The organism is Thalassospira povalilytica (assembly GCF_002844235.1).
GTDB classification, from domain to species: Bacteria; Pseudomonadota; Alphaproteobacteria; order Rhodospirillales; family Thalassospiraceae; genus Thalassospira; species Thalassospira povalilytica.
Genome location: NZ_PGTS01000008.1, coordinates 143,814 through 166,121, shown reverse-complemented (window position 1 = coordinate 166,121; position 22,308 = coordinate 143,814). Strand labels below are relative to the sequence as shown.

Genomic DNA, 22,308 nt, shown 5'->3' with positions numbered 1-22,308 from the left:
CCCAAGGGAGACCGGTCATGGCACAATTGGCGGCAATCAGTCTGGACGACAAATACACCCTGGAAGAGGGTCGGGTTTACCTGACAGGTATTCAGGCACTGGTGCGCCTGCCCCTGATGCAGCGCCAGCTTGACGCGCGCGCCGGGTTGAATACGGCAGGCTGTATTTCGGGATATCGCGGATCGCCGCTGGGCGGACTGGATCAGCAACTTTGGCGGGCCAAGAAGTTCCTGACCAAACAACAGATCGAATTTCAGGCCGGTGTAAACGAAGACCTTGCCGCAACCGTCGTCTGGGGCAGCCAGCAGGTCAATATGTACAAGGACGCCAAATATGATGGCGTCTTTGGCATGTGGTACGGCAAGGGCCCGGGTGTTGACCGGTCCGGTGACGTGTTCAAACATGCCAACCATGCTGGCACATCCAAACATGGCGGTGTTCTGGTTCTGGCCGGGGATGACCATTCGTGCAAATCATCCACCCTGCCCCATCAGACCGAATATGCGTTTATTGACGCACAGATCCCGGTGCTGAACCCGTCAGGTGTGCAGGATATTCTTGATTTCGGTATTCATGGCTGGGCCATGAGCCGCTATTCCGGGTGCTGGGTGGCGATGAAAACCATCGCCGAAACCGTTGAAAGCTCGGCCGCGGTTGATGTTGCCCCGGACCGCATCACGCCCGTCATCCCGACCGATTTTGTCATGCCCGAAGGCGGGCTTCATATCCGTTGGCCAGATACGCCAAAGGAACAGGAACACCGCCTGATGAAGTACAAGCTGTATGCCGCACTGGCATATGCGCGTGCCAACAAGCTCAATAAAACCGTGATCGACAGCCCGAATGCGCGGCTTGGCATCATTACCACCGGCAAGGCATATCTTGATGTCATGCAGGCGTTTGACGACCTTGGTATTTCCGAGGAAGACGCCGCAAAGATCGGCATCAAGGTTCTAAAGGTCGGGATGAGTTGGCCGCTCAACCGTGACGATGTACGTGAATTCGCCATGGGTCTGGAAGAAATCATCGTTGTCGAGGAAAAGCGCGCGGTGATGGAAAACCAGGTCAAGGAACAGCTTTATAACTGGCGCGAAGACGTCCGCCCGACCGTGATCGGCAAATTCGATGAAAAAGGCGAATGGATCCTGCCATCAATGGATGAACTGACCCCGGCACGTATTGCCGTGGTTCTGGCCGAACGCATCAAACGTTTCTATGACAGCCCGGCCATTCATGAACGCATCGACTGGCTTGCCGAAAAGGAAAAGGAAATCGCCGAACCGCGCCCGGATGTGGCCCGCATTCCGTGGTTCTGCCCGGGGTGTCCGCATAACAGTTCAACCAAGGTCCCCGAAGGAAGCCGCGCGATGGCCGGTATCGGGTGCCATTACATGGTCAACTGGATGGACCGTTCGACCGAAACCTTTACCCATATGGGCGGCGAAGGTGTCACCTGGATCGGTCAGGCACCCTTTACCAATGAAAAGCACGTATTCCAGAATTTGGGCGATGGGACCTATTACCATTCCGGGTCTTTGGCCGTGCGTGCCGCCGTCGCTTCGGGTGTGAATATTACCTACAAGATTCTGTTTAACGATGCGGTCGCCATGACAGGCGGACAGCCGGTTGACGGTCCGTTGACCGTACCGCAAATCACCCGGCAAATGTATGACGAGGGTGCAAAACGCATCATCGTCCTGTCGGACGAACCTGACAAATATCCGATGGGATCGGACTTTGCGCCGGGTGTTGATATTCGCCACCGCGATGAGCTTGATAGCACCCAAAAAGAACTGCGTGAAATCGAAGGCGTTTCGATCCTGATCTTTGATCAGACCTGTGCTGCGGAAAAACGCCGTCGTCGCAAACGCAAACTGATGGTCGATCCGCCCAAGCGCGTTTTCATCAATGATCTGGTTTGCGAAGGCTGTGGCGATTGCAGTGAGAAGTCCAACTGCCTTGCGGTTGTGCCGGTCGAAACCGAATTTGGCCGCAAACGTGCGATTGACCAGTCGGCTTGTAACAAGGATTTCTCCTGTCTGAATGGCTTCTGCCCAAGCTTTGTCACCATCGAAGGCGGATCATTGCGCAAGCCCGAAGCCGCGGCCAAAGGCGATAAATCAGGTGATGCGGTATTTGCCAGCCTGCCACGTCCGACCCTGCCCGATATTGATGATCCGTGGTCGGTTCTGATCACCGGGGTTGGTGGCACGGGTGTTGTGACCATCGGCGCGTTGCTTGGCATGGCAGCCCATATCGAAGGCAAAGGCATTGTCGGGCTTGATATGGCGGGTCTGGCGCAAAAAGGCGGTGCGGTTGTCAGTCATATCCGCTTTGCCAATGACCAGAACAAACTGCATGCTGCCCGCATTCCGGCCGGTGAAGCCAATGTGGTTCTGGGCTGTGATCTTCTGGTTGCGGCAAGTTACGAAGGCCTTGCCAAGATGCGCCGCAACTTCACGCAGGCGGTGATCAACACCCATGAAACCGTCACCGGTGCCTTTACCCGCAATCCGGACTTCCAGCTCAAGACCAACGAGCATATGAAAGTCATTAATGATGCGTGTGGGGCGGATGCGGTGCATTTTGTCGAAGGCAGTGACATTGCAACTCGCCTGATGGGCAATTCGATTGCGACCAACCTGTTCATGCTGGGTGTTGCCTGGCAGCGCGGCCTGATCCCGATCAGTGAAGAAGCCCTGATGCAGGCGATCGAGCTTAATGGTGTTGGTGTGGATATGAACAAGCAGTCCTTCCACTGGGGCCGCCTTTATGCCCACGATCCCAAACGGGTAATTGATGTGGTCGGCCCGAACGAAGCCGAAGCCCATCCGATCGCAACCGAACTTTCCGATATCGTTGCCAAACGTCGGGCCTTCCTGACCGACTATCAGAATGCGGCTTATGCGGATCGGTTTGTTGCCCTGGTTGACAAGGTTGCTGCTGCAGAAAAGAGGCTTGGTGGTGGTGATGAATTGTCCCGCACGGTTGCCAAATATTACTTCAAACTGATGGCCTACAAGGACGAATACGAAGTCGCACGTCTTTATACCGATCCAAGGTTCCTTGCCAAACTGGCGAAAAACTTTACCGGTGATTACAAGATCAACTTCCACCTTGCCCCGCCGGCCATTGCGACCCAGGACCCGGAAAGCGGTCAGCTGAAAAAATCGACCTATGGCCCCTGGATGATGAGTGTTTTCCGCATACTTGCGAAATTCAAATTCCTGCGCGGATCATCGCTTGATCCGTTTGGCCGTACCCATGAACGCAAGATGGAACGCCAGTTGATTGCCGATTACGAGAAGCTTGTTACAGAAGTTATCGACGGCCTGACTGCGGACAACTTCCGCATTGCCAATGCGTTGCTGGCGCTTCCGGAACAAATTCGCGGTTATGGACATGTCAAGGACGCCAATATCGCCAAGGTAAAGAAACGCGAAGCCGAACTGATCGAACAGTTCCGCAACCCGCCAGAGCACCTCAAGGCAGCGGAGTAAATCCCTGCAATCGACAAAAGGCCCCGGGTATTCTTCGGGGCCTTTTGTTTATGCCGCTCAGGTCACAAACACCGCGTCACTGCCCCCACCCTGAAGACGGGCCGCCGCCGTTTGCCCAAACGAAATCAAAAGCTTTTTGCGCCTTGCGGCCAAAAGTGAGGTTTCCTCACATTGGCGAATAATCGCGGCTTCAAATCGATCTGCAATAATCAACCCGACATCATCAGGGATCAGATCGCGCGGAAAATCCATCGGCACGGCAAAGAAAAAGCGGTCACAATAATCAAGATAGCTTTGCCATTTCTGGTCAGCCCGGAAATCCTCGACCGAGGATTTGACTTCGACTGCCCACAATTCCCCCTTGGCCCCCAATGCCAAAACATCCAGCCGACGACCATTCCCCAACCGAAGCTCGGTCAGACAGGACATCTGATGATGATACAAAAGCCGACAGACACCATTGGTGACTTCGGCAGTGATTTGGGGACGGGTTTGCGTTTCCATGACGAAATCCTACAAAAACAAAAGCCCGCTCGAAAGCGGGCTTCTCGGGATCGTGAATGTCTCCTGACAGGAATTGTCAGCTCATTCCCAGTGCGCGTTTGTAGACCTCGAGGATTTCTTCCTGTTCGGTGCGCTCGTGGTCTTCCATTTTGCGCAGACGGATGATCTGGCGCAGGATTTTCACGTCATAGCCAAGGGCCTTGGCTTCGCCATAGACTTCCTTGATGTCGGCCATCAGGTTGGCCTTTTCTTCTTCGAGACGTTCGATACGCTCAACATAGCTCGCAAGCTGATCGGCTGCGATACCACCGACTTCGGTCATCAATTCTTCTCCGATGATGGATTGCACAGCGGATACCCGGTGCGCGAAATTTTCAATGCGGCGCGACGATACTCAATGCACTGGCCGCTGACAAGTGCCATCAGGACAGATTGCCTGATCCCGGCACGGTTCGTTCGATCAAACAATCAGCCACTGCCAGCAAGGCATCATCGACATTGGCCCCACGTTCGATGGCGGCATTGTAGATCTCGCGCTGACGGCGCGCACTGGTGCCGCGATGGATGATTTCGCGGGCATGTTCGACCTCGGCAACACAGCCGAAATACTCGGCATCAGGGCGGATCAGTTCAAGGATTTCCTCGACCAGATCGGCATAGGGCACGATTTCCCCGCGCCCGAAATCAATCAGTCCCGCCTTGTCCCCGGCATCACTGCCATATCGGCAAGCCCGCCAGCGGTTTTCGCGCACCAGCATGTTCGAATAAATGCGCCAGCGCTGATTATTGCGCCGCAAACGATACAGCATGCGCATCACACAACGGGTAATCGATGCCACGCAAATCGCATCTTCCAGATCGGTACAAACATCGGCAATGCGCATTTCAAGCGTCGGCCAGCGATCAGAGGGCCGCAAATCCCACCAAAGCTTGGTGCCGTCTTCGATCACGCCTGCCTCGATCAGCATATCGACATGGCGACGATATTCCGCCCAAGACCCGAAAACTTCCGGAAGCCCCGTCCGTGGCAGGTTGTCAAACACCGAAAGCCGGAACGTCTGAAGACCGGTATCCCTGCCCCGCCAGAACGGCGAACTTGTCGTCAGGGCCAAAAGATGTGGCAGGAAGTAACTTGCCTGCGCCATCAGTTCGATCCGCAGATCATCGTCCTCGATCCCGATATGGACATGCATCCCGCAAATCAGCAAACGATCAACCACGGTACGCAGGTCACGCGCAATCGTGTTGTAGCGTTCACCGTCGGTATGTTTCTGACTGTCCCATTGCGCAAACGGGTGGGTCGAGGCCGCAAGCAGCGCCATGTCATATTTCGCAGCCACCCCGGACAGGGTGGAACGCATATGGACAAGTTGCGCACGGGCCTCGGCCGCACTGTTACAGACCGTACTTCCGGTTTCGATCTGACAACGCATGAATTCGCTGGAAACCTGATCGCCAAGTTCTGCCTTGGCGTCTTTCAGGAAATCGGCGGGCGGGTCCTTGGCAAGATCGCGGCTTTGGCGATCAACAAGCCAGAATTCTTCTTCGATCCCGATGGAAAATCCCGGTTCGCGCGCACTGGACCCAACCAAATCAGTCTCTCCGAATCTTGTAAAGGTTCGGGTCGGCAAGAATATCGACAAAGGCATCGCCAAGGATCTTTGCCCATTTCTCGCAACCTTCGTCAGTATCAATCAGATCCTGACGGATTTCAATCGACACACAGGGAAGCCCGCCGGCTTCGCCATGATGGTCAATGGTGTAATCGGCCATGTGCTGCCCGGAATAGGGTTCGTTATCGCCAATGGTCAGATCGGGATTCTGTTCGCGCAGCTTGGCCAGAAGCGGTACCGGAATACGATCATCCTGATCCCACAAGACACCGATTTCCCACGGGCGTTCAAAGCCCTGGAACACCGGGGTGAAGCTGTGGATCGCAATCAGGGCCGGGACGATTTTATGCGCGTGGAAATTGGCAATGCGTTCTTCGATCGCACCGTGATAGGGCAGGAAAATCTCGCGGATGCGTTTCATATGTTCGGTCGGCGAGACATTCTTGTTGCCCGGAACAACCGTCTGATCGGCGATTTCCGGCATGCCGGTCGGATCCCAAAGTTGACGGTTGCAATCAATCACCAAACGGGAATACCCGCCAAGAACAGCCGGGCAATCGAACCGTTCAACCAGAATTTCGGTCACTTTGCGCGCACCGATATCCCAACCGATATGACGTTTGCGTTCCTCTTCGGGCAGACCAAGGGTGCCAAGACTTTTGGGAATAGCGCGCGATGCATGGTCGCAAACAAAAAGCGAATGCCCTTTGCCATTTTCGTTGAGAACTTCAAACGGGGCCGGATCATCTTGGCCCAACAGGGCCCCTGCATGGTGAGACACGCGTATTCTCCTGAAAGTCAGTATTTTGGGTAAAGGTGGCAGGTCAGGCTGAACAGTTCCAGACAGGGAGAAAACGGTGCTGGCAATCGTTCAGGCACTTGTTGAACTATCAATTTATCGCCCAAGAGACAAGATAGCCCTGCAATATCGCATCACTTCACACATCGACGCTTTGCGTCGGCCCCCAACATCCCGTAAAGTGGTATGACCATTATGGTCAGAACCCGATTTTCACCTGCGTTGGCGCCGAAGAACACGATTGGAGTAAACCCAACATGCCGTCTGCCAAATCAAGCCCGGCATCCGACAACCAGGACGCCAAACGTCCCAAACGGATTGCCGATCAGGTTGCTGATCAAATTCTTGAAAAGATTGCCGATGGTATCTTCCTGCCCGGGGACCGCCTGCCCGGTGAACGTCAGCTTGCCGAAAGCATGAAAGTCAGCCGGGTTTCGGTACGTGCGGCCCTGCAAAAACTTAAGACCCGCGGCTATTTGCGCGCGGTTCAGGGGGGCGGCACCGAAATCCTGTCATCGACCGGGATCGATATGGATACGGCGATGACCGATCTTGTGCGCGATTCGATCAATAACCTGCGCGATTTGCAGGAAATCCGCTGCACGCTTGAAACATGGGCGGCACGGCGTGCGGCGATCAATGCCAGTGACGAGGATATCAAACTGTTGCGGCTGGCCTTCCGTCAGGCCCATGACCCGCGACGTGCGGCCAAATATCGCGCCGATGATGACCATCGTCTGCATATGATGATCGGACGTGCCACCGGGTCGATCATTTATTATCACGTGATGAAGATGCTTCATGACGTGTTGCAGGCTGCCCTTACTGAAATCCGTTTCAATTCAATGAGCGGCCCGTCCTTTGACCGTATGGTTCAGGACCACCATCGCGACATCATCGAAGCAATCGCCGCCCGTGACCCGGATGCCGCCGAAAAGGCAATGTCCAATCACCTTCAGGCGGTGCTTGATTTCTTTAAAACGGCTTCGGACAAACAGGCGACCTGATCGCCCCCCCGAAACAAGGCCGAAAACATCATAAAATACATTCAGGGAACCCCGATATGACGACATCTCGCGAGAAACTTCTGGCTTTGATGGATGCGGCCCTTAAGGCGGCTGATCCCGGTGTTCAGATCCCCCGCAACATGCCATCCCCGCCCAAAGGAAAAACCATTGTCATTGGTGCTGGCAAGGCATCGGCCAACATGGCGCGCGCCTTTGAGCAGGAATGGAAAGGCGATCTTGAAGGACTTGTTGTCACGCGTTATGGCCACGCTGTTCCCTGTGAGAAGATTGAAATCGTCGAGGCATCGCACCCTGTGCCGGATGCTGCGGGCGAAGAAGCCGCGAAACGCATTCTTGAAATCGTTCAGTCGGCGGGCCCAGATGATCTGGTGGTCTGCATGATTTCGGGCGGCGGGTCGGCCCTGCTTGCCCTGCCCGGTCCGGGACTGACCCTTGATGACAAGCAATCGATCAACAAGGCATTGCTGCGCAGTGGTGCGACAATTTCGGAAATGAACTGTGTGCGCAAACATCTTTCGGCGATCAAGGGTGGACGCCTTGCCAAGGCCGCCGCACCGGCCCGCATGATAACCTATCTGGTTTCGGATGTGCCCGGCGACGATCCGGCGATCATCGCATCGGGACCGACCGTTGCCGACCCGACATCGGGTCAGGACGCGCTTGATATCATCCGCCATTATCAGATCGACATTCCCGAGGCCGCCGAAAAACTTTTGCGCAGTGCCGATGATGAAACGGTCAAACCCGATGATCCCTGCTTTGACGGGCATGAGACCATCATGCTGTCACGCCCGCAAGACAGCCTTGAAGCCGCCGCAGAAGTGGCCCGCAAAATGGGTCTGAACCCGGTGATCCTTGGCGATGCAATCGAAGGGGAATCGCGCGAGGTCGCCATCATGCATGCCGGTATCGCCCATCAGGTCGCCAATCACGGGCAACCGGCCGCCAAACCTTGTGTCCTGCTTTCGGGCGGGGAAACAACGGTAACAGTACGAAGCAAAGGCGGACGCGGCGGACGCAACAGCGAATTTTTGCTGTCGCTTCTGATCCAGTTGCGCGATCAGCCGGGGTTCAGCGCCATCGCCATTGACACCGACGGCATTGACGGCAGCGAAGACAATGCCGGTGCGATCATGGATGGGACAAGCTGGCAAAAGGCACAGAAAGCCGGTGTTGATTTGCGGCAATATCTTGCCAATAACGATGCCTATAGCGCCTTTGCACGGATTGATGATCTGATCATTACCGGCCCGACATTAACCAATGTCAACGACTTCCGGGCCATTCTGATCGAATAGCCAGCCTGACAAGACGGGCTCAGGCACCGGGTTTTGGCATCCATGGCCGAACCCAGCCAAGCCCGTCTTCGGTTTTGCCATGCGGCTTGTATTCGCAACCGATCCAGCCGTCATAGCCAATGCGATCAAGCATATAGAACAGGAACGGATAGTTCAGTTCCCCGCTATCAGGTTCATGACGGCCCGGCGCGCCGGCAACCTGCACATGGGCAATGCGATCAAGATGCTTGTCCAGGCGGGCTGCGATATTCCCGCCGACAATTTGCGCGTGATAGATATCAAATTGCAGCTTCAGGCGCGGATGACCCAGCTGCTCAAGGATCACGGCGGCCTGTTCGACGGAATTCAAAAGATATCCCGGCATATCAACCGGATTGATCGGTTCGATCAGGATATCGACCCCGGCCTGATCGGCAAGGTCGGCGGCATAAAGCAGGTTGTCGCAATAAAGACGCGCCAGTTCGCCGGAATTTTCGTTTTCCCCCATCACACCGGCCATGCAATGAAGCATCTTGCAGCCGGTTGCCGCCGCGTAATCAAGCGCCTTGACCACAGAATCGCGAAATTCGTCTTCGCGCCCCGGACGACAGGCAAGGCCGCGGTCACCGGATTCCCAGTTGCCGGCGGGAAGATTGAACAAGACCTGTTCAAGGCCGTTATCGGTCAGCAGTGATTTGACCGTCGATAACGGCATGTCATAGGCACCGATATATTCAACCCCGACAAATCCTGCATCGGCCGCCGCCGCAAATCGTTTTTCAAACGGAAGATCGGCAAACAGAAACGAAAGATTGGCGGCAAAACGTGGCATATTGCACCTGACGGGTGAATGGAAACGGGCACGTATGGTTTCCCAACTGCCTGATCAGGTCAATGATCAATCAGCGGATTTTCAGGATGCGGTTGGCAAAGTGGCGACCTGGTTTGAAATCCAGTCGGCGAATGCATCGACCTCTGCCCGGTTGGTACCGCGTCCGGTATGCAGGAAATGATAGGGATGACCGTCCAGATGTTGATCAAAGGGCATGGTCAAAAGACCGGCATCAAGTTCATCGCGCGCCATTGCCGGACTGGCAAGAACCACACCCTGCCCGGCAATTGCCGCCTGAATGGCGTGGGTATCATCGGAAAAACTGATGCCCCCCGATGTTTTAAGCCCCTTGATCCCGTTTGCCGCAGCCCAGCGTTCCCAAGTCGGCGTCACGTCATCGGGACTAAGCCAATCAAGATGCAGCAAGGTCGCATTGCAAAGATCATCACCGCTTTGAATGCCCAACATCGGGCTGCAAAGCGGGGCAAAGGTTTCACGAAACATCGTTTGGGCAACAAGCCCCGGATATGGCCCGCGCCCGTATCTGATCGCGGCATCCACCACCCCGCTGGCAAGATCAACTGCCGCAGCCGAGGTATGAAGACGCAGATGAATATCAGGATGGCGTTTCTGAAAATCAGGCAAACGGGGCAACAGCCATTTGGCGGCAAAAGACGGAAGAACCGAAACCGTCAAACCACGCGCTGTTTTGCGGCGACGAATAGCATCCACCGCATTGGCAAAGGATACAAAGCCATCACGAAGCACGGGATAAAGTTCCTGCCCGGCCTGGGTTAATACGACCTGGCGTGGTTTGCGATCAAACAGACGCACACCCAGCGCTTCTTCAAGAAGGCGTATCTGATGGCTGATGGCCGTTGGTGTTACGGCAATCTCGCCAGCAGCTTTTTTAAAGCTTTGATGACGTGCAGCGGCTTCGAACGCGCGCAAGGCAGCAAGGGGCGGTAAAGACATATGGATGAATTCAACTCATCTATAACATGATGAATTCGATTTTGCCCGAGGCATCAAAACAAGGCAAGTCTTGGTCATCACATGATCACAGATGAAGTGATTTCATCAAGAACGGAGACCGCGATGACCAGAATTCTTCATATCGACAGCAGCGCCCGCCCCGGCCGATCCGATCAGAAACCGCACGGATCCCACAGCCGCCGTCTGACCGCCAAATTCATCGAACATTGGCGTTCCGCGCGGCCCAATGACGAGATCATTTATCGTGATGTCGGTGCAAATCCGCCCGCACCTGTCACAGGCGACTGGGTCCATGCAGCGTTTACCAAACCCGATGATCGCGAAGACTGGATGCATGACGTTCTTCGTGAAAGTGACCTTTTGGTCGATGAACTTTTGGGTGCCGACATTATTGTCGCGGGCGTTCCGATGTATAATTTCGGTATGCCCGCCCAGATGAAGGCATGGGTCGACAACATTGTGCGTGTCGGCAAAACATTCGGCTTTGACCGGTCCCGCGAAGGCGTTCCCTATTGGCCGATGGTGACGGACGGCAAATCGATTGTCGTTTTGTCATCGCGTGGCGATTACGGTTATGACGCGGGTGGTCGGGTCGCGCATCTGAACTTTGTCGAAGGCGGGATTTTTACCCCGCTTGAATATATCGGCATCACGGATCAATACGGGGCCGCAATTGAATATGACGAGTTCGGTGATGACCGCACCCAAAAGTCGATCGCGCTGGCCGAGGCCGAGACAGTCGCAATTGCCGAAAAACTGATCCGAAAACACGCGACAAAAAATGCTGCCTGAAACCCGCGACCGGGCACGGTTGATCGCCCTGCCCGGTCCATTCACAAGCAGCGTTGTGCCAGATCATCCGGCTTTCTGTTTGGCGGGTGGCACGACCGCACGGGCATTGTCCTTGTCCAACCCGGTAATCAGACGCGCGCCTTTTTTGCGGAAAAGGTAGCTCCAGACCCATTGCACCATGACCAGTGCCGGGGCCCGAATACCGATCAGGAAGTAAATATGCGCAAGCCCCCAGAACCACCAGGCAAGCCAGCCTTTCAGCTTGAACCCGTTAAGGTCAATCACCGCACGGTGGCGACCGATCGTCGCCAGATTACCGGCATGGCTGTATTTGAATGCCGGTGTTGATCGCCCGTCCATCAGATCGAGAATACGACGCGCAACATACTTGCCCTGTTGCTTGGCTGCCGGGGCAATTCCCGGAACTGTCAAACCATCCCGCCAGGGCACATGGGCCGCATCACCGATGACAAAAACATTCTGATGGCCCGGCACGGAAAGATCGGGTTCAACAATAATTCGCCCGCCACGATCAGCGGGTTTCTGTACCCAGTCCTTAAGATCGGGCACCTGAACCCCCGCACCCCAGATCACATTGGCTGCCGGGATAAATTCGTCACCGATCTTAACCCCCTGTTCGGTGATGTCGGAAACCGGACTGCCAAGACGGACTTCAACGCCAAGACTTTCAAGGGATTGATGGGTATATTCCGACAGGCTGCGCGGAAATGCGCCAAGAAGCCGGTCGCTGCCTTCGACCAGAATGATACGGGCATCACGCGGATCAATCCGGCGGAAATCGTCGGTCAGGGCCTTTTTCGCCAGTTCGGCGATTGCACCGGCCATTTCGACCCCGGTCGGGCCACCGCCCACGACAACGAAATTGAGAAGACGGCGTTTCTGTTCTTCATCCTCGCTGTTTTCGGCACGCTCAAAAGCCAAAAGCAGGTTTTTACGGATGTCGGTGGCCTCGGTAATGTTTTTAAGCCCAGGCGCCAAAGACGCCCAATGGTCATTGCCGAAATAGGATGTGACCGCACCGGTCGCCAGGATCAGATAATCATATTCAAGATGATGATCCCCGGACAAAACACGTTGCCCGGCCAAATCGATCCCGGTGACCTCGCCCATGAAAACCGAAACATTCGGTGCGTGGCTGAAGATACTTCGGGTTGGCCAGGCAATTTCAGCAGGCGAAAGATCGGCTGTAGCGACCTGATATAACAGGGGCTGAAACAGGTGATGATTGCGCTTGTCAATCAGAACGACTTCGACATTCTTGCCCGCCAGTTTTTTGGCGGCACTCATTCCGCCAAATCCGGCCCCGACAATGACCACACGTTTCTGATCGGACATGCTGGCATACTCCGTTTTGTCCATAACCGGCCGGGCATGGCCCGGTCCCAGGCGAAAGCCTGGATCAGGACCTAGTGACAATATCGGGAAAGCGCAAGAAATCCAATGTGATCAACGGCACACGCAACCCAAGACAAGCAGGCACCTTGCCGCTATAAGAACGGTCTGTTGTCATCAAGATAGAGGCCCACATGAACAACGCCTTTTCGCTTCATCCCCAACTTGCCGCCGATACAACGCTGGTTACCGACGGCCCGCTTTCGCATGTGTTGTTGATGAATGATGCGCGTTATCCCTGGTTGATCCTTGTACCCAAGCGCCCTGATCTTGTTGATTACGATGATCTGAGCCCAGAGGACCGCATCACGCTGGGCAATGAAGCCGCCGCCGTTTCACAGGTGATCAAACGCCGGTTTGATGCGCATAAGACAAATGTCGCGATGCTGGGCAATATGGTGCCGCAACTTCATTGTCATGTTGTCGGACGGTTCAAGGATGACCCCGCATGGCCCGGCCCGATCTGGGGCGTTGGCACGGCCGAACCCTATGACGAGGAGGCCGGGCGTGACCGGCTTGCGGCATTGCGCGCCGATCTGATTTCGGCCTTCAAGCATCTTTGATCATCGATGCTCTTTGCTTGACGCACATCAAGGCAGCGCAGATTGGAATGATGCAAAAGACGGATAGAACGAATTAATCGGGATATCCGTCATGCAGCTGGCTCTTTACGAAAAATACGATCTGCGACTGCCGCGTTACACCAGCTATCCGACAGCCCCCCATTTCCATGCCGGGATCAACGGCACCGTGTTTGAAGGCTGGCTTGGGGAACTTGATCCCGCACAGCCGCTGTCGCTGTATCTGCATGTTCCCTATTGCGAAGAAATGTGCTGGTTCTGCGGATGCAACACCAAGATCACCAAACATTACAAGCCGGTCACCGGCTATGTCGGGGCCCTGCTTGGTGAAATTGAAAGCACGCTTGGCAAGCTGCCAAAGGGTCAGCGATTTGTCGTTTCCCATATCCATTTCGGCGGCGGCAGCCCGACCATCCTAAAGGCCGATGACCTGCGCACGATCATGGCTGCGATCAGCAGTCGTCTGGATCTGTTGCCCGATGCCGAAATTGCCATTGAAATGGATCCGCGCACCGCAACGGCCGACTTCATGGATGCCATGGTCGAATGCGGCTTTAACCGTGCAAGCATCGGTATTCAGGATTTTCATGACGACGTCCAACGGGCAGTCAACCGCATTCAAAGCATTGATCTGGTCCGTGATGTGATTGACGGGCTTCGGGATCGCGGGATTACGGGCATCAATGTTGATCTGATGTATGGCCTGCCCCATCAGACGATTGATACATTGCGTGACACGGTTGATCAGACCGTATCGCTGCGCCCTGACCGGCTGTCGGTTTTCGGATATGCCCATGTGCCATGGATGAAAAAGCACCAGCAACTGATCCCGACCGAAGTTCTGCCCGACACACAGGAACGCTGGGCGCAGTATGAAGAAATCCAGAACCGGCTATCGGCCCATGGATATATCGCCATCGGGCTTGATCATTTCGCCCATGAAGCCGACAGCATGGCTGTTGCACTTCGCAATGGTGAATTGCACCGCAATTTTCAGGGATATACAACTGATCGGGCCGAAGCCCTGATCGGGTTTGGTCCATCGGCGATTTCGTCGCTGCCACAAGGATATGCGCAAAATGATCCGGCACTGGCGCGCTGGCAACGCAGTATCGAGGCCGGAATGTGCGCGATTGAAAAAGGCGTCGCATTAAGCGACGAAGACACGCTGCGCCGCGAAATCATCAACGAATTGATGTGCAATCTTTCAGTCGATCTTGATGATGTATGCGCCCGTTTTCAGACATCAGCCGACCGGTTCCGCCCGGAACTTGATCGCATCGACGCAATGAGTTCGGACAACATCGTCAAAGTTAACGGCCATAACATTATTTTGACCGAAACCGGGCGCCCGTTGGTGCGTGCGATCTGTGCGGCCTTCGATATCTATCTTGACCCTGCGCATGGGCGCCATTCACAGGCTGTCTGACCGAACATATCGCGTAAAAAAGGGGCCATTTGGCCCCTTTTTCGTGGAATGGTGCCTTGCGATCAGTCCCAGTCCGGGGCCAGCCCATCCGGGCTTACGATCCGGCCGTTTTCATCGGCAAGGTCATGGATGGCCTGCATCTGTTCACCGGTCAGTTCGAAATCAAAGATATCGAAATTCTCAACCAGGCGCTTTTCCCCGACGGTTTTTGACAGGGCGATGACGTTGTTTTGTTCAATCACCCAGCGCAAGACGATCTGGGCCACGGATTTTCCCTGGTCTGCGGCAATCGCCTCAAGGGTATCGTTTTCAAACACCTTGCCATCGGCCATCGCAAAATAGCTTGTCAAAGACATGCCAAGCTTGTTCGCGGTTTCCATGACCACCGACTGATCGATGAAGGGATGATATTCGATCTGGTTGGTGACAATCGGCGCATCGGACAGGGCGACTGCTTCGTTCATCAGGGCGGTGTTAAAGTTGCTGACACCGATATGACGTACCTTGCCGGCTTTGCGTACATCGTTCAGTGCACCAATCTGTTCGGCAAGCGGCACGTCCTTGTTCGGCCAATGGAGCAACAACAGATCGACATAGTCGGTGCGCAGCTTTTTCAGGCTTTCATCAACCGATGCGATGAAATCATCATGGCGGTAATTCGACACCCAGACCTTGGTCGTCAGGAAAATATCCTGACGCGGGACGGATGACAGTTCGATGGCTTCGCCAACGGCTGCTTCGTTCTCATAGATCTGGGCGGTATCGATATGACGAAATCCGGTTTCCAGTGCCTTGGGCACAATCCGTTTCACGTCATCTTCGGAAATGCGAAATGTCCCAAATCCCAATGCCGGGATGGTGGCGCCATTTGTCGTTACATCAAACATGTTTTCAAACCTCGTTGATTATGGGTCTGTCTGCGAAACATCCCGCGGATGGTTTCGTTCCGGACCCGATGAAAATTCTTTGGGAAAGGCCGATCATTCGGCCGGTTGCAGACGGGCAACGTCACGACGGTCAAGCGACCCGCTCAGCACGGTCAGGCCAAGGGCAAGAACCACAAGAATCGCCCCGATCCACGGTGTTGCCGCCAGTCCAAGTCCGGATGCCACAACATGCCCGCCAATCCATGCGCCCAGCGCAATGCCAAGATTGAAGGCCGCGATATTGAGCGCGGATGCAACATCAACCCCGCCGGGCCGGTGTTGTTTGGCAAGTTTCACGACATAAAGCTGCAAGCCCGGAACATTGGCAAATTGCAGGAAGCCAAGCGCACCAAGGGTCACAATGGTCGCAACCGGTGAAATCGCGGTAAAGCTGAACAGCACCAGCACCGCAGCCTGAAGCACGAACAGAACGGTCAGGGCGCGCACCGGGTTTCGATTGGCAAGTTTGCCCCCGGCAATATTACCGACCGCAATCGCCACACCGTAAAAGATCAGGATCAGACTGACCGATGATTCGGTAAAACCGGTAATTTCCTGCAAGATCGCGGACAGATAGGTGAAGGCCACGAACGTGCCCCCATAGCCCAGGGCCGTCATGCCATACACAATCAGCAACCGCGAACTGCCAAGCACCCGCACCTGATCACCAAGACCGGCCGTTTCACCGCGTTTGAGGTTGCCCGGCAACAGCAACGCAATCCCGGCAAAGGAAATCACACCAAGCAGCGCAACACCCCAGAAGGTCGCGCGCCAGCCAAACATCTGCCCGATAAAGGTGCCAAGCGGCACACCGGTCACGATGGCAACGGTCAGCCCCATGAACATCATGGCAATCGCCGATGCCCGGCGGTCTTCCGGAACCAGATCGGCAGCAATGGTTGCCCCGACCGAGAAGAATACACCATGGGCAAAGGCCGAAATCACCCGCGCAACCAGAAGCAATTCATAACTCGGGCTTAGCGCGGCAACACCGTTGCCAATGATGAACAGGCCCATAAGCCCCAACATCAGGGATTTACGGTTCATGCGCCCGGTCAAAGCCGTCAGGACCGGAGCACCAAAAGTCACACCAAGGGCATAAACACTGACAATCAGCCCCGCCATCGGCAAGGTCACATCAAGATCGCTTGCAACTGTCGGCAACAGGCCGACAACCACAAACTCCGTTGTTCCGATCGCATAGGCCGCGATGGTCAACGCAAACAAGGCAAGTGGCATTCAAGTTCTCCTTCCGCACTTAGCGCGGATAAACAGGTTTCATCGGGGTTTCCCCGGAATTTGGTGTGACTATGCCAATCAAAACCTTGCGCGATAATCCGGATTGCGCGACAACCATATTTGAATTCAATTCAAAGACGAGGATGCATTGGACAACCGTGCGGGCGAAATGGAGACCTTTATCAAGGTCATCGAACATGGCAGCTTTTCACAAGCCGGGCGGGATTTGCACATGTCGCCATCCGCTGTCAGCAAGCTGGTCACACGGATCGAAGACCGGCTTGGCACCAGACTTCTTGTCCGTTCGACACGGCAATTGCAGCTTACCCCCGAAGGCGAGATGTATTTGCGCCGCGCCCGTACCATCCTTGATCAGATTGATGAAACCGAACGCCTGATTGGTGGCGGCGGTCAGGCTGCCCCGCGCGGCAAACTGAGCATCAATGCATCCGTGGCCTTTGCCCAGGTGTTTATCATCCCCCACCTGCCCGGCTTTTTGCGGCAATATCCCGATATCGAACTGGAACTGACCCAGACAGACGGCATTGTTGATCTGCTTGAAGAACGGGCCGATATCGCCATTCGTTCCGGCGGGCTTCCGGATTCCAGCTTGATGGCGCGCAAGCTTCTTGAAACCAAACGCAAGATCGTCGCATCCCCGGTCTATCTCGAACAGTTCGGGGTCCCGCAAACGCCTGCCGACCTTGCCGATCACAATTGCCTGCGTTTCAATTTTATCAAGGGACGCAATTTCTGGCCATTTACCGATCCGCAAACCGGACGCCAGTTTGATCAGACGATCACCGGTGACTTTCTTGGCAATAATGGCCCATTGGTCAAATCAATGTGTCTGGCCGGTATCGGCATTGCGCGCATTGGCAATTTCCACGTCCATCATGCGCTTGAAAAAGGGGATCTGGTGGAAATCCTGGCCGACTGGACCAAAGACGACATTGAAACCGTTCATGCCGTTTGGGCCGGTCACGACCATCTGGCGACACGCATCCGGGCCTTTATCGACTTTGTTGTCGATTGTGTGCGCAAAAGCCCGTCACGATGATTTGCGCAGGGTCAGGATCACAATCCCGCTGACCACGATCAACCCGCCCGCCATCTGGATCGGACCGATCATCTGATCAAGGATCACCCAGCCAAACAACAATGTGGCAATCGGTTCGACATTCATGACCGACGCATTGCGCGCCATATCCAGACGCGGCACAGTGATGAACAGAACCGAGAATGCACTGCCATAAAGGGCGACGAGTACGGCAAGCCCGATCCAGCCTTGCCCTGCCTGTGGCAAGGCCATTCCGCCCGGCAACACATCACCCAACCCGGCAAAGATCATGGCGACAAACACCACCAGCATGGTGAACATTGAACGCACTGAACCGTTCAGTGCCGCCAGCTTGTGATCGGTCACCCAAAACGCAACCGACAGCGCCGTTGCCGCCGTCAGTGCAAAGGCAATGCCAAGCCACCATTCATCGGTGACTGTCACCCCGCCGCCGAGAATTCCCGGAAGATCAAGCGCCAGAACAAGACCGGAAAGTATGAAAAGCATCAATGCTGCCGACTTCAATGTCGGGCGTGCCCCGCCCAACCCCCAGGTCAAAAGAGCCAGAATGATCGGAAATGTGTTGGCCGTCAGCAACGCCAGTGCCACCGGAACGCGGGCAACCGCGGAATAAAGACACAGGCTCTGCACCGTGATCATCACCCCCAGCAACACTTGCCAGCGCCCAAGCCGCTTGGGCAGGCGAATGGAATGATGCTGGAAAGTCACGATCGAAATCAGGATCAACAAGGCAACGCCGGACCGGCACAAAACCGCCAGCAAAAGCCCCGTGCCGTTTTCAAATGCCAGTCGGGCGGCAACATGATTTCCGGCAAAGCTGCATGCCACAAGGGCAAGCACCATCACCGCAATGTGGCGGGGAAAAAGTGCGGGCGCACCATTCTGGCGTGTCGGGGACGAATTGGCGTTGGCGGCGGGCATTCGCAGACATCCTGACTGTTCGGGGCACCCCGAATAGACCTTATGGCCATAGAAGAATCAAGGCGTTATATGGAATCCTGATGTTCTGTTGCGCGAAGAAGTTCCAGACATCTTTGCGCAACCAGACGGGCGGGCTGCAAGGATGGATGGCGGAACGGCACAAGTTCGGTCCCGGTTTGCATCGGCCGGGCATAATCGCCGTCATAAAGTGACTGGTGCAATCGTTGATGGCGCTCGGATGCCAATCCATCAGGGGCATAGATATACACACCGCCAGGCGCGGCCGCGGCCTCGCAACACATGGAAACAGAATCGCCGGTAACAATCAGCACATCGGCAAGGGCCAGATACCCGAAATAGGGATTTTCATCCTGCGACGTCCAGTCATGGAGATGATAGCCAAGCCCCGACGCAGCGAGACGTTCGGCGATCAGTTCTTCGTTCTCCGGCCCGGTGCGCCGACTGGTCGTCACCAGCAAACTGCCATCCACCGCGCGGGCTGCGTCAATCGCACGCGAAATCAGTTCATCGGCCATATCACGGGTAAAGGTGGTTTTCTTTGTGCTGCCCCCCACGATCACGGCAAAACGCGGCGCCGGCAATCCTTTGAAATGAGGACGCCAGGCATCAGCTTCGATCAGAAGACGCGTTTCGGTAACACGGTGCGGCGCGCCCGGAATTTCAAGGATGTTTTCACGAAGCGCCATCCGGTCATGGGCCGGAACAGCAATCAGATCAAATGCACTTTCACCACTATCGGGGCGCATGATCTGACAAATGCGGGTGTGGCCGCGGCTTTGTTTTTTGATCCATCTTGCCACCGGTGCGGTTCGCCGCCCGGCCGAAATCACCAGATCAGGCCAGGGTGCCACCAGACGCATGCGCGAGGGCACATCAACCCCGATCAAACTCGCCCCGCGAATGATATTGGGTAGGCGCGCCAGTTTTGTATATCCGATATCAACACGTTTGAAGGGTTGCGCCAGTGCTTCGGCCACACCGATTGCCTGATTGATGTTTCCCGCACGGTCATCGGCCAGAACCCAGATCAGATGCGTATCTTGTTCGGACATTCAGGGAGACTTTCCTGATTTGATTATTGTTATTGGATTGCGGCCCCGAAGATCATAGTCGCTAATCCTGCATGCGTCGATGGTCTGGCATGATTGGTAGCGTCAGATCACGGCTTTATCAAGCACCGACGCCGGGTTATGAAATTGGCGCTGGGCTTCGAAACAGTTTTGTAATTTAATCTGCGCCCACCCACCTATTCTTTAGGGTGGGTTTTAACCGTCAGTGAAGTGTGGACAGAATGCTTGGGACATCCGTTTCGGTCAAAAGAACATCGCGCATTGTCCTGTGCGTCTTGCTTGCCTTGTTGCCCATTACGGTCTGGATGGTCACGGAATTCTGGCGCGAGACCAAACTTGTCGACATCACCGAAGACGGCCGCAACAAACTGGAACTGTACCGGTCGAACCTTCAGGGTGCGATCAAGGAACACGAATATCTGCCGATCACGCTGGCATCTGACAAACGCATTCTTGATCTTGCTCTGTTTGCCGACCCGGCCAATGCGGCGGCGGTCAATGTCTATCTTGAAAAGCTGGCAGCCGACAGCGGTGCGTCCGACATCTATTTCATGGATCAGAACGGCACGACCATTGCGGCAAGCAACTGGAACAGTCAGGCATCCTTTATCGGGCGCAACTTTTCATTCCGTCCCTATTTCCAACAAGCCCAGGCCGGGCTGACCGGCCACTATTTCGCATTTGGCATCACATCAAACGTGCCGGGCTATTATATTTCGCATCCTGTGCGTCCGGACGGCACCACGTTTGAAGGCGCCGTGGTGGTCAAAACCCACCTTGAAACACTTGTCCAGCGCTGGGCACGCGGCAGTGAAAGCGTGCTGGTCACCGATGAAAACGGCATCGTGATCATTGCATCCCATCCCGAATGGCGTTTTCGCGATCTTGGTGGTCTTGCGGCCAAGGATCGCCCGCGAATTATCGCGTCGCGCAAATATGGGGATTACCCGCTTGCGCCGATGCCGTTGCTTTCGGGCCATTGGCCGTCCGATGATGATCTTGGCGTGTTGTCACTGGGGGGAACACCACGCAGCGCTGGGGATCGCAATACCGACCAGAATGCCCCGGCCCCGCGTGCACGCGGCGTCGCAAACACGCCATCAGGTGATAGCGCGTCGGGAAAATCCGAACCGGCCAGGACGACCTATCTGGTGACAGGAAGCACGCTTCCTGTTCAGGGATGGCGAATGTATCTGTTGACCGACAAGTCATCGCTTGATCGTTCCGTGATCAGTGCCGGGTTGATGGGAGGGGCTGCGCATATCATTTTCACCGGCCTTGTCTTTATCATTTTACAGCGCCGGCGCGCGATGCTGGAACAGCTTGAAATTCGGGACTGGTCGCAACGCGAACTGGAACGGCAAGTTCGCCTGCGCACGGCCGACCTGATGAGCACCAATTTGCGCCTGGCCCAGGAAATTACCGAACGATCGCGCACCGAAGATGCCCTGCGATCAGCACAGGCGGAACTGGTCCAGACCAGTAAACTTGCCGCCCTTGGCCAGATGTCAGCCGGGATCGCCCATGAAATAAACCAGCCGCTGACCGCCATTCGCAGCTATGCGGAAAACGCCCTTAAATTCATTGCGCGCGGCAACGAGGAAACAGCGACCCGCAACCTGCAACGCATTTCCGAACTGACCGACCGCATGGGGCGGATTACCAACAACCTTAAAACGTTTTCCAGACGCCCGGAACAGGACAACCACCCGGTTGACGTTCCCAAACAGGTGCAGACGGCGATTGACCTGGTGCTTGAAACCGGTCGGGCCGGTGTTACCGACATTGCCCTGAGCCATGATGAGTATGTGCGCCCGGTCATCGCCGAGGCCAATCAGCTGACACAGGTTTTCATCAACCTGATCAACAATGCTGCCGATGCCTGCCAGAATATCAGTGACCCGAAAATCGAAATTTCAATCACCGAACGCGAAGACCGCGTTCTGGTAAAGGTCAATGATAATGGCCACGGCATTCTGCCCGAAAACCTGCCAAAACTGTTTGACCCGTTCTTTACCACCAAACCGTTTGGTGACGGCCTGGGGCTGGGGCTTTCGATCTGTTATGGCATCATCCGAAGCTTTGGCGGGACCATCCGTGCGGAAAACCGCCCAAATGGCGGGTCCTCCTTTATCATCGAGTTGCGCCACGAAGGCATTGGCGAGGATACAGCGGAAAACAGCCTCTCGACGGCAATCGCCGGGCCTGATAGAAACTTCGGCCAAACCACGACCATGCTTAATATGCACAGCGATCAGGCCGACCTTTGACCGGGTTTCCTGATCC

The 22,308-nt window shown here is 55.3% G+C and carries 19 protein-coding genes; 8 read left to right on the top strand and 11 right to left on the bottom strand.

What is annotated here, in order from left to right:
- Positions 1-17: 17 nt before the first annotated feature.
- On the top strand, positions 18-3,500 hold the full coding sequence (locus CU041_RS18815; RefSeq protein WP_101248048.1) for an indolepyruvate ferredoxin oxidoreductase family protein: 3,483 nt from the start codon (positions 18-20) through the stop codon (positions 3,498-3,500).
- Between the two features lie 57 nt (positions 3,501-3,557).
- Here the strand turns inward: CU041_RS18815 and CU041_RS18810 are convergent, their stop codons facing one another.
- The 4 genes from CU041_RS18810 to CU041_RS18795 all read right to left on the bottom strand — a co-directional run bounded on the left by CU041_RS18810 (position 3,558) and on the right by CU041_RS18795 (position 6,398).
- On the bottom strand, positions 3,558-4,004 hold the full coding sequence (locus CU041_RS18810) for an MmcB family DNA repair protein (RefSeq protein WP_101248047.1): 447 nt from the start codon (positions 4,002-4,004) through the stop codon (positions 3,558-3,560).
- Between the two features lie 76 nt (positions 4,005-4,080).
- Complete coding sequence (locus tag CU041_RS18805; protein ID WP_007090950.1) at positions 4,081-4,326, bottom strand: DUF2312 domain-containing protein; 246 nt, start codon at positions 4,324-4,326, stop codon at positions 4,081-4,083.
- Between the two features lie 100 nt (positions 4,327-4,426).
- Positions 4,427-5,596: a carboxylate-amine ligase gene (locus CU041_RS18800; RefSeq protein ID WP_101248046.1), complete on the bottom strand. Its 1,170-nt coding sequence runs from the start codon at positions 5,594-5,596 to the stop codon at positions 4,427-4,429.
- 1 nt (position 5,597) lies between these two features.
- Complete coding sequence (locus CU041_RS18795; RefSeq protein WP_068518146.1) at positions 5,598-6,398, bottom strand: N-formylglutamate amidohydrolase; 801 nt, start codon at positions 6,396-6,398, stop codon at positions 5,598-5,600.
- A gap of 275 nt (positions 6,399-6,673) precedes the next feature.
- Between CU041_RS18795 and CU041_RS18790 the strand changes: the two genes are divergently transcribed.
- Positions 6,674-7,423, top strand: coding sequence for a FadR/GntR family transcriptional regulator (locus tag CU041_RS18790; RefSeq protein WP_068518147.1), 750 nt, complete (start codon positions 6,674-6,676; stop codon positions 7,421-7,423).
- 56 nt (positions 7,424-7,479) lie between these two features.
- Positions 7,480-8,742: a glycerate kinase type-2 family protein gene (locus CU041_RS18785; protein WP_101248045.1), complete on the top strand. Its 1,263-nt coding sequence runs from the start codon at positions 7,480-7,482 to the stop codon at positions 8,740-8,742.
- A 19-nt stretch (positions 8,743-8,761) separates the two neighbouring features.
- Here CU041_RS18785 and otnI read toward each other — a convergent pair whose 3' ends face one another.
- Both otnI and gcvA read right to left on the bottom strand, forming a co-directional pair.
- Positions 8,762-9,553 (bottom strand): 2-oxo-tetronate isomerase, encoded by a 792-nt coding sequence (gene otnI / locus CU041_RS18780; RefSeq protein WP_101248044.1) that lies wholly within the window; start codon positions 9,551-9,553, stop codon positions 8,762-8,764.
- Between the two features lie 81 nt (positions 9,554-9,634).
- Positions 9,635-10,528, bottom strand: coding sequence for a transcriptional regulator GcvA (gene gcvA / locus CU041_RS18775; RefSeq protein ID WP_101248043.1), 894 nt, complete (start codon positions 10,526-10,528; stop codon positions 9,635-9,637).
- A 123-nt stretch (positions 10,529-10,651) separates the two neighbouring features.
- Here gcvA and CU041_RS18770 point away from each other — a divergent pair, with 123 nt between their 5' ends.
- Positions 10,652-11,341, top strand: a complete 690-nt coding sequence (locus CU041_RS18770) for an FMN-dependent NADH-azoreductase (RefSeq protein WP_101248075.1) — start codon at positions 10,652-10,654, stop codon at positions 11,339-11,341.
- Between the two features lie 63 nt (positions 11,342-11,404).
- Here CU041_RS18770 and CU041_RS18765 read toward each other — a convergent pair whose 3' ends face one another.
- Positions 11,405-12,697 (bottom strand): NAD(P)/FAD-dependent oxidoreductase, encoded by a 1,293-nt coding sequence (locus CU041_RS18765; protein ID WP_101248074.1) that lies wholly within the window; start codon positions 12,695-12,697, stop codon positions 11,405-11,407.
- 191 nt (positions 12,698-12,888) lie between these two features.
- Here CU041_RS18765 and CU041_RS18760 point away from each other — a divergent pair, with 191 nt between their 5' ends.
- A complete protein-coding gene (locus tag CU041_RS18760; protein WP_068518152.1) occupies positions 12,889-13,317 on the top strand; it encodes an HIT family protein in 429 nt (142 codons plus the stop codon).
- Positions 13,318-13,408: 91 nt separating this feature from the next.
- Positions 13,409-14,764, top strand: coding sequence for an oxygen-independent coproporphyrinogen III oxidase (hemN, locus tag CU041_RS18755; RefSeq protein ID WP_101248042.1), 1,356 nt, complete (start codon positions 13,409-13,411; stop codon positions 14,762-14,764).
- A gap of 62 nt (positions 14,765-14,826) precedes the next feature.
- Here the strand turns inward: hemN and CU041_RS18750 are convergent, their stop codons facing one another.
- Together CU041_RS18750 and CU041_RS18745 are read right to left on the bottom strand one after the other, a co-directional pair.
- Positions 14,827-15,651, bottom strand: a complete 825-nt coding sequence (locus tag CU041_RS18750) for an aldo/keto reductase (RefSeq protein WP_101248041.1) — start codon at positions 15,649-15,651, stop codon at positions 14,827-14,829.
- 93 nt (positions 15,652-15,744) lie between these two features.
- Positions 15,745-16,929 (bottom strand): MFS transporter, encoded by a 1,185-nt coding sequence (locus CU041_RS18745; protein ID WP_101248040.1) that lies wholly within the window; start codon positions 16,927-16,929, stop codon positions 15,745-15,747.
- Positions 16,930-17,077: 148 nt separating this feature from the next.
- On the opposite strand from CU041_RS18745, the gene CU041_RS18740 reads away from it, so the two are divergent.
- On the top strand, positions 17,078-17,989 hold the full coding sequence (locus CU041_RS18740; protein ID WP_101248039.1) for a LysR family transcriptional regulator: 912 nt from the start codon (positions 17,078-17,080) through the stop codon (positions 17,987-17,989).
- Here the strand turns inward: CU041_RS18740 and CU041_RS18735 are convergent.
- Positions 17,981-18,931 (bottom strand): EamA family transporter, encoded by a 951-nt coding sequence (locus CU041_RS18735; protein ID WP_101248038.1) that lies wholly within the window; start codon positions 18,929-18,931, stop codon positions 17,981-17,983. The two genes, CU041_RS18740 and CU041_RS18735, sit on opposite strands and share 9 nt — an antisense overlap.
- Positions 18,932-18,996: 65 nt before the next feature.
- Positions 18,997-20,004 carry a mitochondrial fission ELM1 family protein gene (locus CU041_RS18730; protein WP_101248037.1) on the bottom strand — a complete coding sequence of 336 codons (1,008 nt, stop codon included), beginning with the start codon at positions 20,002-20,004 and terminating at the stop codon, positions 18,997-18,999.
- 239 nt (positions 20,005-20,243) lie between these two features.
- On the opposite strand from CU041_RS18730, the gene CU041_RS18725 reads away from it, so the two are divergent.
- Positions 20,244-22,292 carry a sensor histidine kinase gene (locus CU041_RS18725; protein ID WP_101248036.1) on the top strand — a complete coding sequence of 683 codons (2,049 nt, stop codon included), beginning with the start codon at positions 20,244-20,246 and terminating at the stop codon, positions 22,290-22,292.
- Positions 22,293-22,308 lie beyond the last annotated feature (16 nt).

Bases quoted from the DNA above. Each gene is read 5' to 3' on its own strand.
- CU041_RS18815 (WP_101248048.1), top strand. From the start codon at position 18: ATGGCACAATTGGCGGCAATCAGTCTGGACGACAAATACACCCTGGAA.
- CU041_RS18810 (WP_101248047.1), bottom strand. From the start codon at position 4,004: ATGGAAACGCAAACCCGTCCCCAAATCACTGCCGAAGTCACCAATGGT.
- CU041_RS18805 (WP_007090950.1), bottom strand. From the start codon at position 4,326: ATGACCGAAGTCGGTGGTATCGCAGCCGATCAGCTTGCGAGCTATGTT.
- CU041_RS18790 (WP_068518147.1), top strand. From the start codon at position 6,674: ATGCCGTCTGCCAAATCAAGCCCGGCATCCGACAACCAGGACGCCAAA.
- CU041_RS18785 (WP_101248045.1), top strand. From the start codon at position 7,480: ATGACGACATCTCGCGAGAAACTTCTGGCTTTGATGGATGCGGCCCTT.
- otnI (WP_101248044.1), bottom strand. From the start codon at position 9,553: ATGCCACGTTTTGCCGCCAATCTTTCGTTTCTGTTTGCCGATCTTCCG.
- gcvA (WP_101248043.1), bottom strand. From the start codon at position 10,528: ATGTCTTTACCGCCCCTTGCTGCCTTGCGCGCGTTCGAAGCCGCTGCA.
- CU041_RS18770 (WP_101248075.1), top strand. From the start codon at position 10,652: ATGACCAGAATTCTTCATATCGACAGCAGCGCCCGCCCCGGCCGATCC.
- CU041_RS18765 (WP_101248074.1), bottom strand. From the start codon at position 12,697: ATGTCCGATCAGAAACGTGTGGTCATTGTCGGGGCCGGATTTGGCGGA.
- CU041_RS18760 (WP_068518152.1), top strand. From the start codon at position 12,889: ATGAACAACGCCTTTTCGCTTCATCCCCAACTTGCCGCCGATACAACG.
- hemN (WP_101248042.1), top strand. From the start codon at position 13,409: ATGCAGCTGGCTCTTTACGAAAAATACGATCTGCGACTGCCGCGTTAC.
- CU041_RS18750 (WP_101248041.1), bottom strand. From the start codon at position 15,651: ATGTTTGATGTAACGACAAATGGCGCCACCATCCCGGCATTGGGATTT.
- CU041_RS18745 (WP_101248040.1), bottom strand. From the start codon at position 16,929: ATGCCACTTGCCTTGTTTGCGTTGACCATCGCGGCCTATGCGATCGGA.
- CU041_RS18735 (WP_101248038.1), bottom strand. From the start codon at position 18,931: ATGCCCGCCGCCAACGCCAATTCGTCCCCGACACGCCAGAATGGTGCG.
- CU041_RS18730 (WP_101248037.1), bottom strand. From the start codon at position 20,004: ATGTCCGAACAAGATACGCATCTGATCTGGGTTCTGGCCGATGACCGT.
- CU041_RS18725 (WP_101248036.1), top strand. From the start codon at position 20,244: ATGCTTGGGACATCCGTTTCGGTCAAAAGAACATCGCGCATTGTCCTG.